29 protein-coding genes are annotated in these 26,209 nt (G+C 29.8%); 14 read left to right on the top strand and 15 right to left on the bottom strand.

What is annotated here, in order from left to right:
- Positions 1-24 precede the first annotated feature (24 nt).
- Both ACTPNM_RS12195 and ACTPNM_RS12190 read left to right on the top strand, forming a co-directional pair.
- Positions 25-798 (top strand): DUF3050 domain-containing protein, encoded by a 774-nt coding sequence (locus ACTPNM_RS12195; protein ID WP_440122065.1) that lies wholly within the window; start codon positions 25-27, stop codon positions 796-798.
- 6 nt (positions 799-804) lie between these two features.
- On the top strand, positions 805-1,758 hold the full coding sequence (locus ACTPNM_RS12190; protein ID WP_440122063.1) for a glycosyltransferase: 954 nt from the start codon (positions 805-807) through the stop codon (positions 1,756-1,758).
- A 49-nt stretch (positions 1,759-1,807) separates the two neighbouring features.
- Here the strand turns inward: ACTPNM_RS12190 and ACTPNM_RS12185 are convergent, their stop codons facing one another.
- From ACTPNM_RS12185 to prfB, 3 genes are all read right to left on the bottom strand, one after another.
- Positions 1,808-4,636 (bottom strand): M16 family metallopeptidase, encoded by a 2,829-nt coding sequence (locus ACTPNM_RS12185; protein WP_440122061.1) that lies wholly within the window; start codon positions 4,634-4,636, stop codon positions 1,808-1,810.
- Positions 4,637-4,754: 118 nt separating this feature from the next.
- On the bottom strand, positions 4,755-5,096 hold the full coding sequence (gene arsC, locus ACTPNM_RS12180; RefSeq protein WP_440122059.1) for an arsenate reductase (glutaredoxin): 342 nt from the start codon (positions 5,094-5,096) through the stop codon (positions 4,755-4,757).
- Between the two features lie 19 nt (positions 5,097-5,115).
- Positions 5,116-6,210 carry a peptide chain release factor 2 gene (prfB, locus tag ACTPNM_RS12175; RefSeq protein WP_440122058.1) on the bottom strand — a complete coding sequence of 365 codons (1,095 nt, stop codon included), beginning with the start codon at positions 6,208-6,210 and terminating at the stop codon, positions 5,116-5,118.
- Between the two features lie 36 nt (positions 6,211-6,246).
- On the opposite strand from prfB, the gene ACTPNM_RS12170 reads away from it, so the two are divergent.
- Complete coding sequence (locus ACTPNM_RS12170; protein WP_440122057.1) at positions 6,247-7,269, top strand: threonine aldolase family protein; 1,023 nt, start codon at positions 6,247-6,249, stop codon at positions 7,267-7,269.
- Here ACTPNM_RS12170 and ACTPNM_RS12165 read toward each other — a convergent pair.
- From ACTPNM_RS12165 to ACTPNM_RS12155, 3 genes are all read right to left on the bottom strand, one after another.
- Positions 7,266-7,748: a hypothetical protein gene (locus ACTPNM_RS12165; RefSeq protein ID WP_440122055.1), complete on the bottom strand. Its 483-nt coding sequence runs from the start codon at positions 7,746-7,748 to the stop codon at positions 7,266-7,268. The two genes, ACTPNM_RS12170 and ACTPNM_RS12165, sit on opposite strands and share 4 nt — an antisense overlap.
- Before the next feature lie 81 nt (positions 7,749-7,829).
- Positions 7,830-8,450 (bottom strand): hypothetical protein, encoded by a 621-nt coding sequence (locus ACTPNM_RS12160; protein ID WP_440122053.1) that lies wholly within the window; start codon positions 8,448-8,450, stop codon positions 7,830-7,832.
- A gap of 6 nt (positions 8,451-8,456) precedes the next feature.
- Positions 8,457-8,951, bottom strand: coding sequence for an RNA polymerase sigma factor (locus ACTPNM_RS12155; protein WP_440122051.1), 495 nt, complete (start codon positions 8,949-8,951; stop codon positions 8,457-8,459).
- A gap of 151 nt (positions 8,952-9,102) precedes the next feature.
- Here ACTPNM_RS12155 and ACTPNM_RS12150 point away from each other — a divergent pair, with 151 nt between their 5' ends.
- Genes ACTPNM_RS12150 through ACTPNM_RS12120 form a run of 7 tightly spaced genes read left to right on the top strand, consistent with a single transcriptional unit; the run spans position 9,103 to position 12,906 of the window.
- Positions 9,103-9,519 carry a DUF2141 domain-containing protein gene (locus tag ACTPNM_RS12150; RefSeq protein ID WP_440122049.1) on the top strand — a complete coding sequence of 139 codons (417 nt, stop codon included), beginning with the start codon at positions 9,103-9,105 and terminating at the stop codon, positions 9,517-9,519.
- 44 nt (positions 9,520-9,563) lie between these two features.
- Entirely contained in the window at positions 9,564-10,919 is a 1,356-nt protein-coding gene (locus ACTPNM_RS12145) for a 2TM domain-containing protein (RefSeq protein WP_440122048.1), read from the top strand.
- Between the two features lies 1 nt (position 10,920).
- Positions 10,921-11,217, top strand: a complete 297-nt coding sequence (locus tag ACTPNM_RS12140; RefSeq protein WP_440122046.1) for a 2TM domain-containing protein — start codon at positions 10,921-10,923, stop codon at positions 11,215-11,217.
- A complete protein-coding gene (locus ACTPNM_RS12135) occupies positions 11,207-11,494 on the top strand; it encodes a 2TM domain-containing protein (protein WP_440122044.1) in 288 nt (95 codons plus the stop codon). The genes ACTPNM_RS12140 and ACTPNM_RS12135 overlap by 11 nt, the downstream gene beginning before the upstream one ends.
- Before the next feature lies 1 nt (position 11,495).
- Complete coding sequence (locus ACTPNM_RS12130; protein WP_274640431.1) at positions 11,496-11,837, top strand: 2TM domain-containing protein; 342 nt, start codon at positions 11,496-11,498, stop codon at positions 11,835-11,837.
- Positions 11,821-12,129, top strand: a complete 309-nt coding sequence (locus ACTPNM_RS12125; RefSeq protein ID WP_440122042.1) for a 2TM domain-containing protein — start codon at positions 11,821-11,823, stop codon at positions 12,127-12,129. Before ACTPNM_RS12130 ends, ACTPNM_RS12125 begins: the two co-directional genes overlap by 17 nt.
- Before the next feature lie 21 nt (positions 12,130-12,150).
- Positions 12,151-12,906, top strand: a complete 756-nt coding sequence (locus ACTPNM_RS12120) for a LytR/AlgR family response regulator transcription factor (RefSeq protein WP_440122040.1) — start codon at positions 12,151-12,153, stop codon at positions 12,904-12,906.
- Here ACTPNM_RS12120 and ACTPNM_RS12115 read toward each other — a convergent pair.
- From ACTPNM_RS12115 to ACTPNM_RS12105, 3 genes are all read right to left on the bottom strand, one after another.
- Positions 12,903-13,694 carry a helix-turn-helix transcriptional regulator gene (locus tag ACTPNM_RS12115; RefSeq protein ID WP_274634420.1) on the bottom strand — a complete coding sequence of 264 codons (792 nt, stop codon included), beginning with the start codon at positions 13,692-13,694 and terminating at the stop codon, positions 12,903-12,905. The two genes, ACTPNM_RS12120 and ACTPNM_RS12115, sit on opposite strands and share 4 nt — an antisense overlap.
- 5 nt (positions 13,695-13,699) lie before the next feature.
- Positions 13,700-13,978, bottom strand: a complete 279-nt coding sequence (locus ACTPNM_RS12110; protein WP_274634419.1) for a putative quinol monooxygenase — start codon at positions 13,976-13,978, stop codon at positions 13,700-13,702.
- Positions 13,979-14,056: 78 nt separating this feature from the next.
- Positions 14,057-14,599, bottom strand: coding sequence for a flavodoxin family protein (locus ACTPNM_RS12105; RefSeq protein WP_440122037.1), 543 nt, complete (start codon positions 14,597-14,599; stop codon positions 14,057-14,059).
- 139 nt (positions 14,600-14,738) lie between these two features.
- On the opposite strand from ACTPNM_RS12105, the gene ACTPNM_RS12100 reads away from it, so the two are divergent.
- The 4 genes from ACTPNM_RS12100 (at position 14,739) to ACTPNM_RS12085 (ending at position 20,067) form a co-directional block, all read left to right on the top strand.
- The gene (locus tag ACTPNM_RS12100; RefSeq protein ID WP_440122035.1) at positions 14,739-15,593 is read left to right on the top strand and encodes a PPK2 family polyphosphate kinase; all 855 of its coding nucleotides are present in this window, start codon (positions 14,739-14,741) and stop codon (positions 15,591-15,593) included.
- Positions 15,594-15,683: 90 nt separating this feature from the next.
- A complete protein-coding gene (locus tag ACTPNM_RS12095; protein ID WP_440122033.1) occupies positions 15,684-16,511 on the top strand; it encodes an exonuclease domain-containing protein in 828 nt (275 codons plus the stop codon).
- A 74-nt stretch (positions 16,512-16,585) separates the two neighbouring features.
- Positions 16,586-17,071 (top strand): ABC transporter ATPase, encoded by a 486-nt coding sequence (locus tag ACTPNM_RS12090; protein WP_440122031.1) that lies wholly within the window; start codon positions 16,586-16,588, stop codon positions 17,069-17,071.
- Positions 17,072-17,142: 71 nt separating this feature from the next.
- A complete protein-coding gene (locus ACTPNM_RS12085; protein WP_440122030.1) occupies positions 17,143-20,067 on the top strand; it encodes a glycoside hydrolase family 3 N-terminal domain-containing protein in 2,925 nt (974 codons plus the stop codon).
- On the opposite strand, the gene ACTPNM_RS12080 is transcribed toward ACTPNM_RS12085, so the two are convergent.
- The 6 genes from ACTPNM_RS12080 to ACTPNM_RS12055 form a co-directional block, all read right to left on the bottom strand.
- Positions 20,048-21,094, bottom strand: a complete 1,047-nt coding sequence (locus ACTPNM_RS12080) for a lysophospholipid acyltransferase family protein (protein ID WP_440122028.1) — start codon at positions 21,092-21,094, stop codon at positions 20,048-20,050. The two genes, ACTPNM_RS12085 and ACTPNM_RS12080, sit on opposite strands and share 20 nt — an antisense overlap.
- Positions 21,095-21,097: 3 nt before the next feature.
- Positions 21,098-22,009: a bile acid:sodium symporter family protein gene (locus ACTPNM_RS12075; RefSeq protein ID WP_440122027.1), complete on the bottom strand. Its 912-nt coding sequence runs from the start codon at positions 22,007-22,009 to the stop codon at positions 21,098-21,100.
- Entirely contained in the window at positions 21,993-22,634 is a 642-nt protein-coding gene (locus tag ACTPNM_RS12070; RefSeq protein WP_440122026.1) for a DUF4159 domain-containing protein, read from the bottom strand. Before ACTPNM_RS12070 ends, ACTPNM_RS12075 begins: the two co-directional genes overlap by 17 nt.
- 520 nt (positions 22,635-23,154) lie before the next feature.
- Positions 23,155-24,225 carry a helix-turn-helix domain-containing protein gene (locus ACTPNM_RS12065; RefSeq protein ID WP_440122025.1) on the bottom strand — a complete coding sequence of 357 codons (1,071 nt, stop codon included), beginning with the start codon at positions 24,223-24,225 and terminating at the stop codon, positions 23,155-23,157.
- Between the two features lie 147 nt (positions 24,226-24,372).
- Positions 24,373-25,083 (bottom strand): 16S rRNA (uracil(1498)-N(3))-methyltransferase, encoded by a 711-nt coding sequence (locus ACTPNM_RS12060; RefSeq protein ID WP_440122024.1) that lies wholly within the window; start codon positions 25,081-25,083, stop codon positions 24,373-24,375.
- Positions 25,083-26,201 carry a GTP cyclohydrolase gene (locus ACTPNM_RS12055; RefSeq protein ID WP_440122022.1) on the bottom strand — a complete coding sequence of 373 codons (1,119 nt, stop codon included), beginning with the start codon at positions 26,199-26,201 and terminating at the stop codon, positions 25,083-25,085. The genes ACTPNM_RS12060 and ACTPNM_RS12055 overlap by 1 nt, the downstream gene beginning before the upstream one ends.
- Positions 26,202-26,209: the final 8 nt, after the last annotated feature.

Below are 26,209 nucleotides of genomic sequence, written 5' to 3'. Positions count from 1 at the left end.
GCTTTTTTTATTGATAGTTATCATATGAGCAATATTTTACACATAGAAAAAGAGTTAGCACCGTTAAGGAAGCAACTGAAGGAACATGAACTATATAACTCGTTAGAGCATATTGACGATGTAAAATTATTTATGGAATCGCATGTATTTGCTGTGTGGGATTTCATGTCACTATTAAAAGCGTTACAACGAGAACTTACCTGTGTGAATTTACCTTGGTTACCTGCTGTAAATACCAAAACGGCACGTTTTATCAATGAAATTGTTTTAGGTGAAGAAACTGATATTAATGAATTAGGAGAACCAAAGAGTCACTTTGAAATGTATATTGATGCGATGCGTCAAGCAGGAGCAAGTATCAATGAAATTTCAAACTTTATTTCAGGTGTTATTGACGGAAAACCAGTTGAGGAAGTAATGCAGAATAGTTCAATTATTGAAGAAGTAAAAGACTTTGTAAACTTTTCTTTTGAAGTAATTAGAACAAGTCAGCCACATATTATAGCATCGAGTTTTACTTTTGGTAGAGAAGATGTAATACCAGATATGTTTTTAGAAATTGTAAAAAATACTGAAGAAAAAGAAGGAAGTTCTTACAGTAAACTTACCTATTATTTAAACAGGCATATTGAATTAGATGGAGATGAACACGGACCGTTATCGTTACAAATGATAGAGGAGTTGTGTGGTCAAGATCAACAAAAGTGGGATGATGTGTTGTTTTATGCCAAGGAATCTTTACAGAAAAGAATACAGCTTTGGAATGGAATAGCTCAACAAATTAAACAAAGAGCTTAGGTTATAATGGACTTAAAGTTTTCAGTAATAGTACCTGTTTACAATCGACCACAAGAGGTTGATGAGTTGTTAGAAAGCTTAACTAAACAAGGTTTTCAAGACAGTTTTGAGGTGTTAATTGTTGAAGATGGTTCTGAAAATTCATCTGAAGAAATTGTAAAAAAGTACACTTCACAACTCAATCTAAACTATTTTTATAAAGAGAATAGTGGGGCAGGAGCAAGTCGTAATTATGGAATGCAAAGAGCATCAGGAAACTACTTTATTATTTTAGACTCCGATGTTATTGTTCCTCTTCAATACCTTTCTGAAGTAAAAAAAGCATTAGAAGAGAATTATACAGATGCTTTTGGAGGTCCAGACGCAGCACATCCTAATTTCACTGCTTTACAAAAAGCTATTAATTATTCGATGACTTCGGTGTTAACAACTGGAGGAATTAGGGGAAAGAAAAAATCCGTAGGAAAATTTCAACCCAGAAGCTTTAATTTAGGTTTATCAAGAACTGCTTTTGAAAAAACAAATGGCTTTTCAAAGATGAAAGCTGGTGAAGACATCGATTTAACCTTCCGCCTTTGGGAGAATGGTTTTGAAACACAATTAATAGAAAAGGCTTTTGTGTACCATAAACGTAGAAGTACCGTTAAACAGTTTTTTAAGCAAACTTTCGCTTTTGGTACAGCTAGACCTATTTTAAATAAAAAGTACCCAGAAACGGCAAAATTAACCTATTGGTTTCCGAGTTTGTTTATTGTAGGGATTGATGTTGCTATCATAGGAACTTTCTTTGGGTACTGGCAGTTGTTTGCTTTTTACGGATTTTATTTTGTTTGTATTTTTTTAGACACTTTACTGCAAAACAAAAACCTAAAAGTAGCTTTGTTAAGTATCGTTACAACGATAACCCAATTTTATGGTTACGGGTTAGGTTTTCTAGGATCTAGGTTTCTAAAAAAATAAAAGCTCCCAATTTCTTGAGAGCTTTTTGTTAGTTATAACTTATTTTGAATTATTTTTCAGGGTTTAAAACACCTAAGATATATCCATCAGTTAAATATTTCTTAGCTACTTTTTGAATGTCCTTTTTAGTTAAAGAGTTTACTCTATCTTCAAAAGAAGCTATGTCTGAAACATCGTTATTTTGATAGTCTACATTTTTAATTGTGCTTAACCAAAAACGATTCTTTTTAAGATCTTCTTTGTAGTCGGCAATCATTCCTTTTTGAGCTTTCATTAAGTCTTCTTTAGTAGGTCCATTTTTAACAACAGAAGCAACTTCAGCAACAGAAATGTTTTTTAATTTTTCAACATTTTCAGGAGCACAAGGATACGAAATCGTAAAGTTATACCAACCGTAAGGCATTTTTGAGATACTACCACGAGTTCTTGAAGAATACACCCCACCTTCTTGTTCACGTAACTTTTCAGTTAATTTAATCCCAACAACTTCACCTAAAATTTTAAAAGCTAAGGCATCTTTTTTATTGTATTTAGCTTTTCCTTGATAAGTGATACGTACATTACTTTTAGGATCTTTACCTTTAGTAACAGTTTTAGAATGAGAACCAGATAAAGGTCTAAAATCTGACACTTTGTATATCTCATTAGAATTTTTTCCTGGTAAACTAGCAATATATTTAGTTGCATATTCAGCAAGTTTCTTTTCATCAACATTACCAACAAAATAGAAGTTGAAATCACCTGCGTCAGCAAAACGTTCTTGGTATTTTTTATAAGCTAAGTTATAATCAGCGTTCTCATATTTTTCTGGAGAAGGGAAGCCTGTATAACGAGGATCTTTTCCATAAACAAACTCACTCATTTCTTTTTGAAAGAAGAAATTAGGACTAGCTAATAAGTTTCCTAAGAAGCTTTTTTGTTTGTTTACATAAGAGTTAAAAGCTTTTTCATCTTTATTTAAAGAAGTAAAGTATAAATGTACCATTTGGAATAACTCTTCTAAGTCTTTAGGAGTAGCAGAACCTCTAAATCCTTCACTTAAGCTACCAATGAATGGAGAAACACGAACAATTTTACCAGACATCATTTTAGATAAATCTGTTTTAGAAAAACCATTAATTCCTGCTTCAGCAAGCCCTCTGTTAGCAAAAGAAGTGGCTTTTAATTCCTCATCAGAGTATAAAGAAGTTCCTCCGAAACTAAATGCTTCAAATAATACTTCATCATTTTTAAAATCGGTTTTCTTATAGGTAACTTTAGCTCCGTTACTTAAAGTCATAGTTTTTGTTCCTAAATTCTTGTTTTCAGTAACATTTACAATAGATCCAGGTGTTGGTTGTTTTGTTATTAATGAAGCAGCAACAGCTTTGTCTTCATAGGGCTTTAATTCTTTTGTTTTAACATTATTTAAAGCATCAATAACTTGTTGTTCAGTAACAACCTTTTTAGGACCTGTAATAACAACTACACGATTGTCATCATGTAAATAACTTTCAATAAGCTTATTTACTTCTTCTAGTTTTACCGAAGGTAATAGTGTTTGATTAGCTTTGTATTCCCATTCAATACTTGGAATTGGTTCTTGCTCTAGGAAGTTGTTTACATATTCACCAACAATTCTTCTAGACTCTCTTTTATCTTTGTCTTTAAAAGCTTTTTCCATACGAGCAGATATATTCATTTTTGCTCGGTCTAATTCACCTTGTTGAAAACCATATCTTTTAACACGTTCGCTTTCGTCTAATAAAGCTTGTAAACCTTTTAATTGTCCGTCAGCACTTACACTAGCTCTTGATTGGTAAGCTTCTTTACCACGAGCCCATGTTCCACCATGATAGCTAAATCCGTATACAAAAGGAGGGTTTTCGCTGTTACGTAACTCATTCAAACGATTGTTAATCATTTGAGTAAATAAAGACTTTACAATTGAATTTCTATAATCAGTAATTGTAACATCTGGTGTAGCTTCTCCATAATCTTTGTACATTAATTGCACACTAGAAAAAGGTGCTTCCTTATCAGCTTCAATTGCGATAAAAGTTTCTTTGTGGTTTTTTAAAGAGCCAACTTCTCTTTTACGAGGATTTTTAACAGCAGGAATCTTATTAAAGTGTGATTTTATCTTTTCTTCTAAAATATCAACACTAACATCACCCACAGCTACAACAGCCATTAAATCTGGACGATACCAATCTTTATGAAAACGACGAATACTTTCATGTTTAAAGTTTTCTAAGTTTTCTTTAGTTCCGATAGGTAATCTTTCAGCGTACTTAGAACCGTGCATTACTTTTGGTAAGTATTTTTCTAACATACGGCTGTCAGCTCCTCTACGAGAACGGTATTCTTCTAAAACAACACCACGTTCTTCATCAATGTCTTTCCCTTCTAACAAGGCACCGTGTGCCCAATCTTCAAGAATTTGAAAACCTTTTTCAAGTTTTTCTTTGTCATCACTTGGAATAGGTAAAATGTATACAGTTTCATCAAAACCTGTATATGCATTTAAGTGAGCACCAAATTTTACCCCAATTGACTGTAGGTAATCTACCAGTTCATTCTTTTTAAAGTTTTTTGTTCCATTAAAGTTCATGTGTTCCATGAAGTGAGCTAACCCTAATTGGTCATCATCTTCTAAAATAGAACCTGCATTTACAACTAATCGTAACTCTACTTTGTTGGCTGGTTTTGGGTTTTGTTTGATGTAATAAGTCATCCCATTTGATAGTTTTCCTATCTTAACCGAAGGGTCGGTTGGGATTTTCATAGCGCTTACTTTTCCTTTTTTGGGTAGCTTTTGTTGTGTTTCTTTTAAAGCTTGACTATACCCCGTAGATATAAAGAAGGCCAGGGATAGTCCTAATAATGTTTTTTTCATAGTATATGAATTTTAATTTTGTAGGCAATTTACGGTGAATTATTAATAAACTAAAAAATTAGTTATTTAAATTGTGTTAAAATAAAAAAGCTCCCAATTTCTTGAGAGCTTAAAAAAATTAAATAATTTCTTTTATATTTTCTGGAGGTCTTCCTACTACGGCTTTATTCCCATTAATAACAATAGGTCTTTCGATTAACTTTGGATTTTTAACCATTGCTGTAATAATTTCAGCATCTGATAGATCTTTTCCTTTATATTCCTCTTTCCAAATTTTTTCATTTTTACGAACTAAATCAATCGGAGAAATATTTAAAAGATTAATAATTTCTTTTAATTCTTCTTCAGAAGGAATAGTATCTAAATATTTTACGGTTTTAAACTCTTTACCAGAGTTTTCTAAAATTTCTAAACCTTGTCTTGATTTAGAACAACGTGGATTGTGATATATTTTAATCATTATTAAGAGTTTTATAGTGTTAATCTTCTTTTTGTCCCATCATCATTAAATAAGCTTTTAAAAAAGGATTGATATTTCCGTCCATAACAGCATCTACATTTCCTGTTTCATGAGCAGTACGTACGTCTTTAACTAATTTATATGGGTGCATTACGTAATTACGAATTTGGCTTCCCCATTCATTTTTCATTTTGTTTGCTTCAATTTCATCACGAGCAGCTAAACGTTTTTGTAATTCAATTTCATACAATTGTGATTTTAACATTTGCATAGCTGTAGCTCTGTTATCGTGTTGTGAACGAGAGTTAGAACACTGAATTTGAATTCCTGTTGGTTTATGTAATAATTGAACTTTAGTTTCAACTTTATTTACATTCTGTCCACCAGCACCACTAGAACGAGCTGTGGTAATTTCAATATCAGCCGGATTAACTTCTATTTCAATTGAATCATCAGCAACAGGGTATACATATACAGAAGCAAAGGAAGTATGACGTTTTGCGTTGCTATCAAAAGGAGAGATACGAACCAAACGATGTACGCCGTTTTCGCCTTTTAACCACCCAAAAGCATAATCACCATCAAACTCTAAAGTAACCGTTTTTATACCAGCAACATCACCTTCTTGATAGTTGAGGGTTTTTATTTTAAAACCTTGCTTTTCTGCCCACATAGTATACATACGAGTAAGCATTTCTGCCCAATCACAACTTTCTGTTCCTCCAGCACCAGCTGTAATTTGTATCGTGGCACTTAAACTATCACCTTCTTCAGAAAGCATATTTTTAAATTCAATATCTTCTAAGAAAGTAGCTGTTTTTTCAAATTGTTCTTCTACTTCGCTATCCTCAACATCACCCTCCTTGTAAAAATCATAAAGCACAGTTAAGTCATCATTCATGGCTACAACAGCATTGTAATCTTCTACCCATTTCTTTTTAAATCGAAGTGACTTCATCACAACTTCAGCCTCTTTTGGATTGTTCCAGAAATCAGGGTTAGCCGTTTTTTCTTCTTCATTTGAAATTTCAATTAACTTCTTGTCAATTTCTAAATATCCTTTTAACTTGCCAATTCGTTCAGCGATATTTTTAAGCTGTTCGTGTGTAATCATAAATGCAAAAATACATTTTATAAATCGTAGTTAGAAATGGAAATAAACTTAATAAGTGATACTGTAACTAAGCCAACTAAAGGAATGTTGGAAGTGATGATGAATGCTAAGGTAGGAGATGATGTTTTTAAAGCAGATCCAACAGTAAATTTACTGCAAGAAAAAGTAGCTGATATGTTTGGAATGGAAGATGCTTTATTTTTTCCTTCGGGAACCATGGCAAATCAAACTGCGATAAAAATTCATACACAGCCAGGAGATAGAATGTTTTGTGATAAATGGGCGCATGTATATAACTATGAAGGTGGAGGAGCTGCATTTAATGCGGGGGTAACTTCTTGTTTGATTGATGGAGATAGAGGAATGTTTACAGCTGAACAGTTAGATAGCTTAGTTGGAGGAAGAAATGATATCCATACTCCATATAGTAGATTAGTTTGTGCTGAAAATACTACAAATAAAGGAGGTGGTGCTTGTTGGAATTTTGAAGAATTGCAAAAGATTCAAAAAGTAGCTAAAGCAAATGATTTAGCATATCATTTAGATGGAGCACGTTTGTTTAACGCGTTAGTAGCAAAAAATGAAACACCAAAACAATATGGAGAGTTATTTGATACGATTTCAATTTGTTTGTCAAAAGGATTAGGAGCTCCTGTAGGATCTGTATTAGTGGGTAGTAAAGCTCATATTGAAAAAGCATTACGTGTACGTAAGTTATTTGGTGGAGGAATGCGTCAAGCAGGTTTTTTAGCAGCAGCGGGAATTTATGCTCTAGATAATCAGGTAGAACGTTTAGCTGAAGACCATCAGAAAGCAAAGGAAATAGGAACTGTTTTAGAAAAATGTTCGTACGTAGTAAAAGTGGAACCTATAGAAACGAATATTGTTATTTTTTATGTTGAAGATTCAATAAATCCAGATGACTTTATGAAAAAGATGGCAGAAAGAGGTGTATTACTAATTTCGATGGGTGAAGGAAAAATCCGTATTGTAACACATTTAGATTATACGAATGATATGCATGAAAAGCTACTAGAAGAATTGAAAGCGTTTTTTTAAAAGAAGACTCTTACCACAGGAGTAAAGGCTGAAGCATATATGCTTTTGTTTTCTTCATATAAAACATCATATTGTACACCTAAAGAAACAACACCTATTCTGTAAGAAACCCCAATGTTTAAAGCAGGGTAATTATATTTTTCAGAAAATGAATCCGACTTTCTATGAACGTACATTTGTTGTAAATCTGAAGAAAGCTCTATTTCTCTAATAGGCCTGTATAGTATAAATATGTTTGGACTAAAAATATTTGATTTAAAAGAATCTTTTTTATTATAAGAATACCCAATACCCACACCTAGAGAAAAACTATCGTTAAAATCATATACAGCTGCAGGAGATATGGAAAGCGTTGTATTGTTAGAACCAAACCCAAAACCAACACTACCTCCAAAGCGAACATTATTCCAAAAATTATCTTCTTGAGTAAAAGCAATAGTAGAACAAATTAAAAATCCAAAAAGTATTAATTTTCTCATATATAAAAGGTTAACTCAGCTAATATAGGAAATAGTCATCACAAAATGTTAAGAGAAGTTTATAAAATAGTTAGTAAGTTTTTAGTTTAATTCTTCAAGTTTAGCTAACTCTTTATAGTTTTTGTTAAGTTTTCGTAGTAAAATACCATAGAGTAGTTGGTAAAATAACCAATATAGACCTATAATGATAATTATAAGGAAGATAGAAACAATAGTTATAGTTATATAAAAAGTAGCTGTGTGAGCATGCTCTTCTTTTAAAAGAGTTTGTGTTATGGTAATTAGAGCAACGACAAAAACAAAACTTAAATTGATAAAAACATAAGCTTTAACTGTTTTACGAGTTTTTAAAATTTTAGACATTAAAACTTTAGTATTGTCTGAAGTAGAAATGCTTTTGTAGTTTTTATAAAAACGTATTAAGAAATAAATGATTATTAAATAAGAAAGTATCTCAATTTCGAGCATGTAATTTCCTATAAAATGACCTTTTAAAGCATCATAATCATCAGGATTGACTCTAAAGGAACAATTAATAACAGCTACAAAAATGAACTCTAAAAGGCCAATAATAAAAATCCATTTTACTATTGATGATGACTTGGAGTGTGCCATTCTATAGATATCAACCCTAGAAACTTTGTTAGTTTCTTCTGATTGATTACCCCAAGCTTTTTTATATTTATCTAAATCTAAATCCATTTATAACTATGGGTTTAATACTTTTTTCAATTTATCTTTTGCTCTATTCATTTTCACACGAGCATTTACCTCACTAATACCTAAAGTTTCAGAGATTTCTTTGTAAGGTTTATCTTCTAGGTATAAAAAAATTAATGCCTTATCAATATCATTTAATTTACGGATAGCACCATACAGAGCTTTTAACTGTACCTCCTCAGTATCATCATACTCTTCAGCTTTAATTTTAAAAGAATAGTCTGTAAAATCTTGTGTTTTTATACTTCTTGTTGATTTTCTATATAAAGAAATAGCAGTATTTAATGCTACTCGATACATCCAAGTGCTAAACTTTGCATCTCCTCTGAACTTACTATAGTTTTTCCATAACTGAATGGTGATTTCTTGAAACAAATCATTATGAGCTTCTTGGTTAGTAGTATAAATCCTACAGACCTTATGCACAATGTTTTGATTGGCTTCGAAATCAGCTAAAAATTTATTTTCTAGTTCTTTTTTCACTAAGTTTAGTAGAGTTGATATGTTATAAGTAGCTCAAAAATATAAATTGTTACAACTCATCCTAAAAATAATACAACTCAGTTTGTTTTTATTTCAGAAATAAAGTCTTTGATAAATATTTGTGTCATCATTAACCATAAAAAATAACACGATGAAAATCTTAATACACATTTTTGTTATAGCAATTTTGTTTACTATTGAAACAGTGTCAGCTCAAAACAAAACAGTTACAGCAACAGTTGTAAACGTTACTTCTGACAAAGGAAAAGTAAAGTTCGCTTTATACACTAAAGAGAATTTTAGAAAAGAACCATTAGAAGCTAAAGAATCACTAATAAAAGAAGGAAAAAGCACTGTGGTTTTTGAAAAAGTACCTGTTGGTGAGTATGCGATTATTTGTTTTCATGATGCAAACAATAATAATAAAATGGATTTTGAACCTAATGGAATTCCTTTAGAAGATTATGGTGCATCAAATAATAATTTATCACGTTTTGGACCACCTCAATATGAAGCCGCAAAGTTCTTAGTTAAGGATAAAGATGTATCTTTCGATATTAAATTTTAATGAACTAAAGTAAACTTAAGTTAGTAGTAAGTAAAAGAGAAAAAATGAAGACACCATTAAAAAAAAGACTTAACAACTTAAAAAATGATATTTGGATTTGTACAAAACTTACAATCATTTTTGGTGTTGTTTTTACTTTAATAAATCAAGCATTTACGTTAAAAGAAGCTGGGTCGGTGTTTTTATTTTCTGCAATGTATTCTTTTGTTTTAGGTTTAGGAAATGGAATTATAAATGACTACTTAAGTGAAAAGTGGGATTGGGTTTTACAAACTAATCAAAGAGTATGGGCTGGTATTGTTGCAACAATAAGTTACACGGTAGTAGCGGTATTATTAATCCATTACGTGCAATACTTTGTTATTTTTAATAACAATATAGATAACTTTTTTAAAGGTCAGTTTTTATGGATGCATTTATTTGCAATTATACTTTCATTAGCTATCGCTGTGTTTTTCCATGCGAAAGATTTTATGGTAAACTGGAAGGCATCAGTAAAACAAGAAACCACACAGCATGAAATAGTAGCAAAAACAGAAACAGCAAAGTTTGAAACTTTAAAAAGTCAAATAGATCCACACTTCTTGTTCAATAGTTTAAATGTACTAACCTCTTTAATAAGTGAAAACCCAAAGCAAGCAGAAAAATTTACCACAAAATTATCTAAAGTATATAGGTATGTATTAGAGCAGCGAAATAAAGAGTTAGTACCTATACAAGAAGAGTTACAATTTGCTAAGACGTATATGGAATTATTACAGATGCGTTTTGAAGAAGCTGTACAATTTAATATTCCAGAAGAAGTAAGTAATCCCGATTTAAAAATAGTTCCGTTATCTCTTCAATTATTACTAGAGAATGCAGTAAAACACAATGTAGTTTCTTCAACTAAACCTTTAGAAATAAACATTTTTGAAGAAGAAGGCTTCTTAAAAATTCAAAATAATATTAATCCAAAAGAAGCTATAGGAAAAAGTACAAAAGTTGGATTAAGAAATATAGCAGATCGTTACGGTTTAATAACTGATAAAAACGTTCAAATAATTAATAACAATAAAACATTTACAGTGTGTTTACCACTGTTAATTAATATAAAAGATAGTATCATGGATACAAAAAGTTTAGAAAATAGTAACTACGTAAAAGCAGTAGAAAAGGTAGAAAAACTAAAAGAGTTTTACCAAAATTTAGTTTCGTATTGTATAGTCATTCCTTTTTTAATATTTATAAACCTTAAAACATATTCAAAATTTCAATGGTTTTGGTTTCCAATGATAGGTTGGGGAATAGGACTAGTTTTTCATTATTTAGAAGTAAATAATTATAGTTTATTTTTAGGAAAAAACTGGGAAGAACGCAAGATTAAGGAATTAATGGATGATGATAAAAACTATAAGTAAAATGAAAAAAGATCATACAATAGAGTATAAATATGCAAAAGCAAAAAAGAAAGTAGAAAAAATTAAAGGTTTTTATGTTCACCTTATAGTAACAGTACTAATTATACCCGTTTTGATTTTTATAAACTTAAAGTTTGTACCCAGTTATCATTGGTTTTATTACCCAATAATAGGAATGTTAATAGGTGTGTTTTTTCATTGGCTAGGAGTTTTCGGAATAGAAAAAATAGGGTTAGGAAAAGATTGGGAAGAACGAAAAATTAAAGAATTTTTAGAAAGCAATAACAATGGAAGATAACTATATAGAAGAAAAAAAGTATTTAGAGGCAAAAAAGAAAGTAAAACAAGTAAAAGGATTTTATGCTCATGCTTTAGTAAATATAATTTCAGTGATTATTATTGTTTTAGTGAATTTAAAATTCTCACCTTATTATCACTGGTTTTGGTTTCCAGTTATAGGAATAGTATTAGTTACTTTTATTCATTGGATGCTAGTTTTTGGAGTTAATATATTAGGTTTTGGGAAAGATTGGGAGGAGAAAAAGATAAACGAATACCTAAATAAAAAGAATTAGTATGGAAAATGATTATAAAGAAGAACACAAGTATTTATTAGCCAAAAAAAGAGTAGAAAAAATAAAAGGATTTTACTGGCATTTAGCAGCGTATGTAATTGTGAATATATTTATTTCAATCGTAATTATTATGGGGTTGATGAATGAAGATAAATTAACTTTTACAAAATCAATAACCAATTTTGGGGTGTATGCTACTTGGCTTTTTTGGGGGATTGGAGTCTTTTTTCATTGGTTAGGGGTATTTGGAACTAATATATTTTTTAATAAAGATTGGGAACAACGCAAAATACAAGAGTATCTAGATGAACTAAAAAAGAAAGAAAATGGAAAGTTTAAATAGAGAACAGCAATATATAAGAGCACAAAGAAGAGTAAACGAAATTAAAAAGTTTTACAAACATTTAGTGGTTTACATACTAATAAACCTAGTTTTTATAGGAAGAAGAATATATAAAGATATTGTTTATAGAGACGAATCAGTAATGGAAGCTTTCTTAGATGTAAACAACTATAATTTGTTCTTTTGGTGGGGAGTTATAGTATTTTTACACGGATTTAATGTTTTTTCGAAAGGAAAACTTTTTTCTAAAAAATGGGAAGAGCGAAAGATTAAAGAATACATGAACAAATAATTGCTAAAAATAAACCAAACTATGAAGGTTATAATTATAGAAGATGAAAAGCCAGCTGCAAGAAGGTTAAGTAGAATGTTAGCGGAACTAAACATAGAAGTTCAGCAAATGTTACATTCTGTAGAAGAGTCGATTAACTGGTTTCAAAATAATACTCATCCAGATTTGATTTTTTTAGATATTCAGCTTTCAGATGGGTTATCATTTGAAATTTTTGAAGAAGTAACTGTAAAATCAGCCATCATTTTTACCACTGCTTATGACGAGTATGCATTAAAAGCATTCAAGTTAAATTCAATAGACTATCTATTAAAACCAATAGATGAAGATGAATTAAAAATATCTGTAGATAAGTTTAAAGAACATCAACCTTTACAAAGCAACATTCAAGTCAATATAAATGACATCCGTAAGCTATTAATTAATCCTGTAGATAGAAAGTATAAAAAGCGATTTACTATAAAAGTAGGACAGCACTTAAAAATAATCAATACAGAAGATATTGAATGCTTTTATTCGGAAAATAAAGCAACTTATATACAGACCAATTCCAACAGAAACTATTTGATAGATAATTCTTTAGAATACTGGCAAGAAGAGTTAGATCCGGAGCAGTTTTTTAGGGTAAATAGAACATTTATAGTACATATAAATGCGATAAAAGATATTGTGTCTTATACAAACTCACGCTTACAACTAAAATTAGAATCTTATGAAGACTCAGAAATAATTGTAAGTAGAGAGCGTGTAAAAGATTTTAAAAACTGGATTAACTAGCTTAAAGGTTTATAGTAAAAATGATTGTCAAAGTTTTTAGTTACAAAATACTGGGAAGGTTTAAGATTTGTAAAACTTTGAAATTCTTTAATAAAATGACTTTGGTCGTAATAACCATTATCTAAAGCAGTAGACAAATAATGTTTGTTACTCGATAGCAATACTTGTTTTACAGTTTTTTGAAGCCTAGTGATTCGTTGAAATTTTTTAGGAGAAACGCCAAACTTTTGTTTGAATAGACGTTCAAATTGACGATAACTTAAGTTGCTATGATAGGCTAATTCGTGAAGAGATATTGAATTAAAGTTTTTGTATAGAGTTTTAATTATCAAATCCCAATTAACTATAGTAGAAAAATGATGTTTTTTTAATTGATTGCATAGAAAGAAATCAATTAGTTTAATTTTTTCTTCTATACTTGGTAATGAATAAAGAATATCTAAAAGCTCTCTACCTTCATTATTCCATATTTCTTCTACAGACAAATATTGATTAACAATTTGTGTATGTGGAATAGAAGTAAAGTGCCTAAAACCACCACTATGAAAACGTACTGAAATATAATTTACGTTGTTTGTTGAATCAAAAATTAATTTATCTCTAGGACAAATAATATGAGCAGTATCTAATTTGTTGTTATTGATAGATAAAGGAGTATCAATATGAAAAAGTACTTCTAAACCAGTGCCTGGTAAAATTAAAGGAAGACTTTTGGTTTGAGAACAAACAAAATACCTATCAATATAAGGAGATAGGTATTTTGATGGTTTATAGTGTTTTACACTCATTTAGGTTAATAAATGTTTATAATAGGCTCTTTGGTAATTAAAGCAGTAATATCCTTTATAAATTGATGAAAGTGAGTAGAGTTATTATGCGCATCTACAGCTTTTCTATCAATATACTCTTCATAAAACAAATAATTACCTTCACTAAATAAATCTTTATGTAATTGATAAGTAATGCATCCTGTTTCAGAGTTACTCGTTTTTACCATTTCCTCAGCCAATTTTAAAAAATCGCTTTCTTTTCCTTGTTGAATTGCTATTTGAGCTATAATTACTTTTTGCATTATAATGAATTAAAATTAAAACTCAAAAATACTGTCAAAGGTTTCTTATAAATTGTAAAAAAACGACATCTTAAAATTCTAACGGGTTAAAACATCCTTAAAATTTTTAGTAGCTAAAATATTTCTAAATTCATTAATTTTAACTCTAGCATCAGGATGTATGTCATTTCCATCTTCAGTAAACCAGGCATGGGCACTACCAAGATAGTTCATGCCTAAATATTTAGCACTTTCAATAAAAGGCATTTCAAAACCATTTCTACGGTCATTAGCTCCTGAGTTACTAATCATAGCCATGTTTTTACCTCGTAATTGTCTTCCTAAATCTTTCTTATATTTTAGTAAGTCAGACAATCTGTCAAAAAAAGTTTTTAAAGTAGCACTCATGGTATACCAGTAAACAGGAGTAGCAAATACAAGGGTATCGTATTTGTTAATAATTTCTTCCATTAAGGGAATAAAGTCATCACCAGCATTAGAGAAGTCGTATTCAAACACACCAATATTTTTGGTTTTTAAGTCAACAAAATCAAAAGATTCATTGTTGTTGAGGTAATTAATCACTTTATTAGTGTTTCCTGTACTTTTAGAGCTAGCTTGTATAATAATTGTTTTATTCATCTGTTGTTTATTTGAAAGTAAATCTCAAAAAAATAAATAAAGAAATATTTTAGATTTAATTGTAATAATTGATAATAACCAAGAAAAAATCAATTAAAAAACTCTATATTTTTGTACTTTTATACTATATAAAAAGCGAATGAACACAAATACCTATAAATTTTCTAAAAAAAGAGAGTTAAAAGAATTTACTACTAAAGAAGTTGTCGATAATGCTAAGAAAAAGCTAAAAAAATCAAGAAAAAAGATTAGTGATTTACAAGATACTATGTATGCAGAAGGTAAGTATAGTGTTTTATTGTGCTTACAAGGAATGGATACAGCGGGAAAAGATAGTTTAATTCGCGAAGTTTTTAAAGATGTAAATGCGCGTGGAGTAGTGGTACATAGTTTTAAAGTACCAACAGATTTGGAGTTGAAGCACGATTTTTTATGGCGTCATTATATAGCATTACCCGCAAAAGGAAAAATAGGTGTTTTTAATCGTACACATTACGAGAATGTTTTGGTAACAAGAGTGCATCCAGAGTATATATTTGCAGAAAATATTCCGACAGTAAAAAGTTTAGATGATTTAACTGATGCTTTTTATCATAGTAGAATGGAACGTATTAATCAGTTTGAAAAACACATATCAGAAAACGGAACTATTGTTTTAAAATTCTTTTTAAATGTATCTAAAGAAGAACAAAAAAATAGGTTACTACGTAGGTTAAATATTGAAGAAAAAAACTGGAAATTTTCTGCAGGTGATCTTGAGGAACGAAAGTTGTGGGATAAATATCAAGAATGCTATGAAGATATGTTACAAAGAACATCTACAGATAACGCACCTTGGTATATAATACCAGCTGATGATAAACCAACAGCACGTTACATTGTAGCAAAAACGTTAGAAAAAGAGTTAGAAAAATATAATTTTAAAGAGCCTACACTTCCGCAGAAAGTGTTAGACCAAATAGATGAATTCAAAAAAGAATTAAATAACGAATAAAGAGTTAGAAAGTACAAAGTTGTAAAGTATAGATAGAGGATATACCAACTTTTAAATATTAAAAACTTTCAAACTAGAGAAACAATATACATGAAATTAAACTTAACAAAACCAATCGTATTTTTTGATTTAGAAACAACAGGAGTAAACATAGCTAAAGATAGAGTAGTTGAAATATCTATTTTAAAAGTATTTCCTAATGGTAATAAAGAAAGTAAAACGTGGTTGGTGAATCCAGAAATAGAAATACCAAAAGAAGCATCAGAAATTCATGGAATTACTAATGAAAAAGTAGTAACGGAACCAACTTTTAAAGAATTAGCACCGCAAATAAATGAGTTAATTGGCGATGCAGACTTAGCAGGATTTAATTCAAACCGATTTGATATCCCTTTATTAGCAGAAGAATTATTACGAGCAGGAATTGATTTCGATATGAATAACCGTAAAGCTGTAGATGTACAAACTATTTTTCATAAAAAGGAACAACGAACGTTAGGAGCAGGATATCAGTTTTATTGTGGAAAAGAACTAGTAGGAGCACATGGAGCAGAAGCAGATACCAATGCAACTTATGAAATCTTATTAGCACAAGTTGAAAAGTATGAAGATTTAGAAAATTCAATAGAAGCACTAAGTGAGTTTTCAACACATGGAAAAAGAGCTGATTTTGCTGGGTTTATCTTATTTAATGATAATGATCAAGAAATTTTTTCTTTTGGAAAGTATAAAGGAAGAACTGTAGAAGAAGTACTAAAAGAGAACCCAGGATATAATGCTTGGATTCAAAACGCCGACTTTCCGTTATACACCAAAAAAGTATTACGAGAAATAAAAGAAAGAATGTCAGCGCCAAAAGATACCATGACAGATGAAGAAAAGCTACAAGCTTTACAACAGAAATTTAATTTAAGGTAATCTTTAACATTTATTTTTAGTAATTATCTCAGTTGTTCTTTAATTTAGATATTACGAAAACAAACAATACAACAATGTTTACAGAATATAAAAAACTACCTCAAAACTCAAGAGTTTGGGTGTATCAGTCAGATAGAGAGTTTACACAAGAAGAAATAGAATTTATTAGTGCAAAAGCATTACTTTTTATAGATAATTGGACGCGTCATGGTGATGATTTAAAAGGATCTTTTACTATCAAGTACAATCAATTTTTAATATTGGGAGTAGATGAGAATTTTAACAACGTTTCAGGGTGTTCAATAGATGCTTCTGTACGTTTTATACAAGAATTAGAAAAAGAGCTAGAATTAGATTTAATGGATAAAATGAATGTTTCTTTTAAAGACGGAGATAACATTAACATCGTAAAACTTCCAGAGTTCCAAAATTTTGCCAAAGAACAAAAAATAACAGCAGAAACAGTTGTGTTTAATAATATGGTAAATACTAAAGAAGATTTTGAGAAAAAATGGGAAGTGCCAGCAAATGAGAGTTGGCATGCACGATTTTTGGTATAACTATTGATTTTATTTAAAAGGAATTAAAACTTTACACGAACGAGTAAAGTTTGTATAGAAGTATGATATATATGAAGAGAAAAGTATTTACGGTACTAGCGTTTGTTTTTTTACAAATAACTCAAGCCCAACAACAAGATCCTTTGTTGGCAAAAGATTCTACAGCACAAAAAGTTTGGGTAGATAGTATTATGAAGAGCATGTCTGTTGATGAAAAAATAGGACAGTTATTTATGATACAAGCGTATTCAAATAAAGATAAAAAACACGAGGATTTTATTTCAAGTATGGTTACAAAATACCATGTTGGAAATATTATTTTTATGCAAGGAACACCAGATAAGCAAGTAGTTTTAAACAATAAATATCAAGAATTAGCAAAAGTACCTCTAATGGTAGGTTTTGATGGTGAATGGGGCTTGGATATGCGTTTAAAGAACACGTATCGTTTTCCTTGGAACATGACTTTAGGAGCAGTAAAAGACACGGTTCTACTTCAAGAAGTCGGTAAAAGAATAGGAGAACACTGTAAGAGAGTAGGAATTCATATGAATTTTGCTCCAGTTGTAGATGTAAATACAAATCCGAATAACCCTATTATAGGAAACCGTTCTTTTGGTGAGAGTAAAGAAAATGTGGCAGAAAAAGCTATAGCTTTTACAAAAGGAATGCAAGGGGTAGGCGTGTTAGCTAATGCGAAGCATTTTCCAGGACATGGAGATACTGAAGCAGATTCTCATCACACATTACCAACAGTTAATTTTAGCGAACAACGCTTAGATTCGATAGAGTTATATCCATTCAAAAAAATATTTGAAGCAGGAGTAGGAAGTGTAATGACAGCACACCTAAGCATCCCAGCATTAGAAACCAATCCCAAACTACCATCATCACTATCAAAAAGTGTAGTGACTAATCTGTTACAAAATAGACTAGGTTTTAAAGGATTAGTTATTACCGATGGATTGAATATGAAAGGAGCTGCAAATTATTCAACACCAGCAGAAATTGATTTAGCAGCAATTTTAGCAGGAAATGACGTGTTGTTGATTCCACAAGATGTTCCTGGTTCAATTAGACTGATTAAAAAAGCTCTTTTAGAAGGGAAATTAACAGAGGCGCGCTTAAACCATTCAGTTAAAAAGATTTTAAAGGCTAAATACTTAGTAGGATTGAATAAGTATAAGCCTATTGTAACAGAAAATGTTCTAAAAGATATAAATAGTCCTTATGATGAGGTTTTACATCGTAAGTTGATAAAAAGCTCTATCACAGTTTTAAAAAATGAAGGAGCTATTTTACCAATTAAAAACCTTAAGGATAAAAAAGTAGCTTATGTTTCTTTAGGAAGTGATAATGGATCAGATTTTTATGAGATGCTTAAAAATTATACTAAAGTAGATAAAGTTTCAGATAAGCATTTAAGTGTCTTAAAGAAGAAGTTAGAAAAGTATAATCTTGTTGTTATTGGTTTTCATAAATCAAATAAAAACCCATGGAAAAGTTATAAGTTTTCTAATAAAGACCTTGTGTGGTTACAAGAAATAGCTAGAAGTAATAAAGTAGTGTTAGATGTTTTTGCTAGCCCTTATAGTTTACTTCAAGTTTCTTCTTTTACCAATATAGAAGGAGTTGTTATGTCATATCAAAATAGTAAGCTAGCTCAAGAACTTTCAGCGCAAGCTCTTTTTGGAGCTTTCGATTTAAAAGGAAAATTACCAGTATCTATAAAAAATGAGTTTAAAGTTGGGTATGGATTATTGGTAGACGGATTGGATGTGTTACAGTATACAATTCCTGAAGAGGCTGGAGTTTCATCAGAAAAACTTTCAATTATAGACAAAAGAATTGATACCATTTTACAAGAGAAAATGTCTCCAGGAGGACAAATTTTAGTAGCTAAGGATGGTAAAGTAATTTATAATAAAAGCTTTGGTTATCATACTTTAGATAAAAAACGACTTGTTAAAAATTCTGATATTTATGATTTAGCATCTTTAACCAAAATATTAGCATCATTACCTATGATAATGAAGGCTGAAGAAGAAAGGAAAATTAGTTTATTTTCAAATTTAGGGGATGTCTTACCAAGGTATAGTAAATCAAATAAAGATACTTTATTGTTAAAAGAGGTATTGTCTCACTATGGACGTTTACGTTCTTGGATTCCATTTTACTTGCATACAAAAGATAGCGTAACAGGAAAAAATTCTACAAAATTTTATAGAAAAAAGCGTACGCCAAGGTTTAGTATAAAAGTCGCAAGAAACTTATATCTAGCTAAAGAATATAAAGACTCAATATATAAGCAGATAGTAGATTCTGAACAACGAAAAAGGATAGGCTATAAGTACAGTGATTTAGGATATTATATTTTTAAAGAAATTATAGAAAGAAAATACAAAAGACCGTTAAATAAACTCGTTGATGAGCAGTTTTATCAATCTATTGGAGCAGATAGAATGACTTATTTACCTTTAACTAAGTTCACAAAGGACGAAATTGTTCCTACTGAAAGAGATAATTACTACAGACATCAATTAGTCCATGGCTATGTTCATGATATGGGAGCAGCAATGCTTGGAGGTGTTGGTGGACATGCAGGTTTGTTTGCAAATGCAAATGATGTAGCTAAAATTATGCAAATGTTTTTACAAGATGGTTCTTATGGAGGAAAAAAGTACTTAGAGCCTGAAACAGTACATAAATTTAACAAACGTTACTACGAAAATAAAAAAGTACGTAGAGGTTTAGGTTTTGATAAACCACAATTAAATCCTAAAGTTAAAGCTACTTGTGGCTGTGTGTCAGATGTAAGTTTTGGGCATAGTGGTTTTACAGGAACTTATACTTGGGCAGATCCAGCAACTGGTGTCGTATATGTGTTTTTATCAAACAGAATTTACCCTACAATGAGAAATTACGGTTTAGTAAAAAGTAATATACGTACTAAAATTCAACAAGATATTCAAGATGCTATTTTGATGGCGGAGTAGTAGATAGTTTGGTATATAAAAGAATAAGTAAGAAAGAAGTGAAAAAATAGAATAAAGCTGGTTTCCATCCCCAAAAGATATTAATTATCCAACTTTGGATACAGTAAAACAAAGGGAACAAAATAGCATTTACGCCAAATCTAAAGGTGTCTATAAACTCTATTTCGTCTACTTTTTTACTTAAAAATTTCCAGATTGAATATGGAATCAAACTATTTAAAATAATTAATAGAAATAAAGGAAGAGCGTAGTTTATACTGCGCTTTTTTTGTGGAAGTACTTTTTTGTCTTTTATAAGAGTATTTACATAATTAACTTTAGTAAAATCAACTTGAGCATTGTTAAAGGTAGACAAAGTAGTTTTATAACCTTCATCTTGCTTTATATGAACACTTAAATCTTCTAGTTGATTTGAAACAAGTTCCTTTATGTTTTTTACTGATTGATTTATGTTTTGTTTATCGTAATAATTGTTAGCCAGAATTGGAGAGCCAAAATGTATAGCAGTTTTTGAAGGGTAACTAGATATATTCTGATATGTAATTCCTACAGGAACTATATTAATTTTAGTGTCAGGGAAATTATCTAAAGTTTTAAAAATAATCCTTGTAAAACCTTTACTTAAAGGTCTAACAGTTCTGTCTTTATTATGAGTTCCTTCAGGAAAGATTAGTAAGGTTTTGTTATTTTTTAATATCAACTGACATTTATTAAAAATTTCTTCGTTTTTACTAAGCTGTTGCACACCATCTCTAATACGGTATATAGGCATCATTCCAAGTAAGTTAAAAAACTTAGCAATAATAGGGTTATTAAATACTGCAGCGCGTACTAAAAAGTTTGTTCTCCTTTTTATTTGGGTGGCTATGAGCAAAGGATCAATTAAGCCATTTGGATGATTAGCAGTAAAAATTACAGCTTCATTTTTTGGTATACGTTCACTACCAATCACTGTTGTTTTTTTAGAGTAAAAGAATAAACTAGTTTTTACAAAGAGTTTAAAAAAGTAGTATAAAAGTGTTTTCATTTATTATTTATTTCTTCCCCAGTAAGTAGCTAAGATCATTCCTGAAAAAATATCCCAAACACCCCAGAACGCAGCAAGAAGAGCCATTCCGCCTAAGCCGTCAAAAAAGCTAAAAATAAGAAGTAACCCTAAGCCTCCATTTTGTATTCCAGTTTCCATAGAAATCGTTTTACAATCCTTTTTATTTAACTTAAAAGATTTAGCAGCAGCATAGCCTATAACAAACGCACAAATGTTATGAAATATTACAAGAAATAATACTAAATGTATGTAGTTTTTAAAAACATCCGCATTATCATACAATGCTATTACAATTAATAAGAGGAAAAAGAAAATAGAAAACGGACGTAAAAGTTTATTTATTTTTTTAGCCATTTCGTGATGATAATGATTAACTAGCATTCCTAAAACTATTGGAATTCCTAAAATAAGAAGTACAAGTTTAAAAAGCTCAAAAGGATTTAATGAAACACTTTTTAAAATTTCATTAGTAGGCTCATATAAGCTACCCCATAACTGTAAGTTTAATGGAGTCATTATTAAACAAATAATTGTAGAAAAAGCCGTTAAGCTAACAGATAGTGCAGCGTTACCTTTTGCCATTTTACTAAAAAAGTTAGAAACATTTCCACCTGGACAAGCAGCAATCATCATCATACCTAAGGCAAAACTGGGATATGGATTAATGATGTTAACAAGAACAAAAGTTAAAAAAGGAAGCAGGATAAATTGTGATAATAGTCCAACAAATAATATTTTAGGGTTGTTAATAAGTCTTTTAAAGTCATTTATTTTTATATCTAAGGCAATACCAAACATAATTATTGCTAGAGCAATATTTAGCATCCATAAAGCCTCTGTGTCAAAATTAATTTTAATGTTATCAATTTGTAAAGTGTTAATGTTTAAAAGCATACTCTATTATGTTGGCTCCCATTTGTAGCGCTTTAGTTCTAATTTCTTTTGGGTCGTTATGTACTGCTGTATCTTCCCAACCATCACTTAAATCACTTTCATAATCATAAAAAACAACAAGTCTTCCTTCGTAGAATAAACCAAAACCTTGTGGTGGTTTTTTATCGTGTTCATGAATTTTTGGCAAGCCTTTAGAAAAAGAGAATGTTTGATGGTAAATAGGATGATTGTTAGGAATTTCTTGAAGTTTCAATTCGGGAAAAACTTTTTTTAATTCTCTTCGTATATATTTATCAAGACCATAGTTGTCAGATATGTGCAAGAACCCTCCAGAAATAAGATAGTTTCTTAGTGTTGATACTTCATTATCTGTAAATAAAATATTACCATGTCCTGTTATAAAGACTATAGGATAGTTAAGGATGGTTTCATCATCAAGTGTAATGCTTTGTATGTCCTTATCAATTTGTGTTTTTGTGTTTAGATTAGTAAACCTTACAAGGTTAGGTAATGCGGTAGGGTTTGCATACCAATCACCACCTCCTTTATATTGTATTACTGCTATTTCTTGTGAAAAAATATTGAGGTTTAATAGGAGGAAAAAAAACAGGATGAAATTTTTCATTAATTAACTTGAATTTAAAAAGCAATATAGTAAAACAACAACAAAAAACACCAACAAACGTGTTGGTGTTTTTTTCCCCTTAAAAAATAAAATAAGCTTTCTATTCAGAAAATTCCCCAATTTTAAAGAAAGCCTTTTTTATATGTAATAAAAATATAATAAGCTTATCTATTTGTAGTTCAGTTACATCCAAAAAGGTGTTTTAAAACCAACTTTTTATAAAAAGCATGATTGATGATGATTTGTTAATAAGTTGTATTTGGGTTGTAAAAGGTAAAAAACACCAATAATATTATTGGTGTTTTTAAGCTATAGCTTTTCCTTCTTCGCATTGAGAAATAAGTGTTCTCAATAATTTTATTAGAAATCTTAATTATAAATTGAAAACCCCTTCAACTATTTTCAATTACTAATTTTTTAATTTCACTTAGTAAATATACTTTAGAATAAGGAGATAAAGGTTCGAAAACGTCCATTTTGGATGTTTTCGAACTGTCTTTTTATAAAATGAAAGTTAGTTTTAATTTAAAACAGCTAATGATAAGCTTTTAAATTGGACAGGTGTATGTCCCGTATGTTTTTTAAAAACAGTATAGAATGTAGATTTAGAATTGAACCCAGACTCTAGCCCAATAGAAGTTATTGTATAGCTGGTGTAATCGGGATCTAACAAGAGTGTTTTAGCTAAATCTATCCTCATTTCGTTTAAATAATCGGTAAAAGATTTTTTAGCAATATTATTTATAACAAGAGAAAGAGTGCTAGAACTTAACTCTGTGTCTTTTGACAGGTCTTGTAGTGTGTATTTATTTAGTAAATACTTCTTTTTAGATCTAATAAACTTATCTATTTCTATAAATTGTTCCTTTTGTTTTTCGACATGATTTTTAGAGAAGTTTTTCTCGGTGTTTAAATTAATTGTATCAACGCTAAAGTCACCATTTAAATCAAGTAAAAGAGATTCTCTAATTCTTTCACGCTCTTTTAGTACACGAATTTGTTTCAATCCCTGATATCCTAACCAATAAATTAATACAGTAGTATAAACTCTTAAAGGATAATATGAGAATAAGAAACCAGTAAAGTTCATTTTTACTTTAATAAATAAAGCTAAAATCCAAAGAGCATATCCGATAGAAGTTAATATAAAGAATGTATAAATCCATCTAAGATTGTCAAATGATAGAATTTTAGGAAAAAGTTTTTCCTTTTTGTACAAAATGTAAAATGAATAAATAAAAATACCTAAAGATGTAATCAAACTAAATATCTCTTCGATAGAAGTATATCTTTCGTAAATAAAATTTAGATACTCTCTAGAAGCTGAATCACTGTAGTAAAGAACAAAACTAATTTGACTGGCGACAAGAATTAAAAATAGCGGAATAATTATCTTTAATATTTTGTATGATTTTTCAGCAAGATTTAGATAGTGAATTAAAAACATATACAAAAAAGGCATTGCTAAAAAGTGCCAAGGGATTTGTACATAGTCTAAAGCAAACTTATGCTGAAACAATTCTTTTTCTAAGGCCCAAGATTGTATGTTGTTTAATGATATAGCTAATATTAAAAGATTTAAGTATATCATACTTTTTTCTCGTCCATTTTTAGAACAAAAAAGTATAATACTAAAAGCGAAACCGTGAACGGCACTAATTAACAAAAAGAGATTAAAAAAATCTGCTGTAGTCAAAATAAAAAACCTTTAAGAGTAGCTAAATATACAAAAAATGAATTACTGGTGTAAATAGGCTATACTCTGTACTACATTTAAACCAGCTGTTTCTGTTCTAAGTCTATTATCTCCTAAAGAAATAGGAGTGAATTTTTTATTTAAAGACTGTTGGATTTCTTCATGAGAAAAATCTCCTTCAGGGCCTATAAGAATTGTGTATTTTGATTTAGGAGAAGCAATGTTTTTTAAAAACTTTTTTTCAATACTTTCTTCACAGTGTGCAATGAAAGTTTCTTCTGAAAAATCATTTTTTATAAAGTCAGAAAAATTTACAGGAGGGTTAAGCTTAGGTAGCGTAAACTGTAATGATTGTTTCATACCAGATTGTATAATCCTCTCTAAACGATCAATTTTTACAACTTTTCTTTCTGAGTTTTTACAAATGATAGGAGTAATTTCATCAATACCTATTTCTGTAGCCTTTTCTAAAAACCATTCTAAACGATCATTATTTTTTGTAGGAGCTATAACTACATGTAAATAATAATCTCTAGTACAAGGTTTTTCTTCATATTTAATGATTTTAGCAATACACTTTTTATCGCTTCCAATAATTATTTCGGCAAAAAATAGGATTCCTTTACCGTTAGTAATGTGTAATATATCTCCTTCTTTTTTTCGCAATACACGAATTATATGACGACTTTCATCTTTATTGAAAGTAATTTCTTTTGAAGTAGTTAATAAATCTGAATTATAAAAGAGTTGCATTATAAATCGAGTTTGTATGTTCTTCTTCTTTTATGAATTTTAGGGTCAAAATCTTTCCAGATTTGATGAATTGCTTGGTTTTCTTCAAGCTCTGGTGTTCTAATACAGTTTTGAATCCCTCTAGCTAAAAATATAGGATGAAATTGCTCAAAAACAATAGCAGTTACTCCTTTGTTTTGGTATTCGGGGTCAACACCTATTAGATAAAATGTAACATCTTTTGAGTTTTTCCTGGCATTAAGTAAGTGGAAAATTCCAAAAGGAAAAAGTTTTCCTTTTGCTTTTTGTAAGGCTTCAGAAAAAGAAGGCATTACAATAGCAAAGGCTACTAATTTATGATTTTCATCGACAACAAATTTTATATACTCAGGGTTTATAAAGCTTATGTATTTCTTTTTAAAGTAAGCTATTTGAGCATCTGAAATAGGTACATATGTAGATAGTTTTGAATAGGTTTTACTAAACAAATCAAACATCTCATCTACATAAGGCATTATTTTATCGGTTGAAGTAAAATTCAAAGGAGTTAAGTTATACCTTCTTTGAATTATATTGCTTGCTTTTCTATATTTTTTAATATCAACATTACTGAAAGAGAATATACTTTCAATGTATTCTTTTTCTTTTGTAAAGCCTAACTGCTCTAAATGTTTAGCATAGTATGGATGATTGTACCAAGTAATCATGGTGCCGATATAATCAAAACCTTCAATAAGAACACCAGTTTTATCCAAATTATTAAAACCAACAGGACCTTCCATATACTCTAGGTTGTTTTCACGACCTATTTCCGCAACTTTATTTAACAAGGCTTTAGATACTTCTATGTCATCAATAACATCAAACCAACCAAAGCGTATCTTTTTTATGTGCTGTTTTTCTATTTCGTAAGAATTGATGATTGCTACAACTCTACCAACTATTTTATTGTTTTTTAAGGCTAAAAAAAAGTGAGCGTTTGCATATTCAAAAACAGGGTTTTTATTTTTGTCAAAACTTTCAATTTCATCCTTAATAATAGGAGGAACCCAATACTTATTGTCTTTATAAAGAGAAAAAGGAAATTTAACAAATTGTTTCATTCCCTTTTTGGTAGTTATTTCTTTAATTTGAATCATTTTACAAA

Source organism: Tenacibaculum sp. Ill (assembly GCF_051938915.1).
Lineage (GTDB): Bacteria > Bacteroidota > Bacteroidia > Flavobacteriales > Flavobacteriaceae > Polaribacter > Polaribacter larymnensis.
Note: the sequence above shows the minus strand (reverse complement) of the source record. Positions and strands in the feature narration are given on the sequence as shown.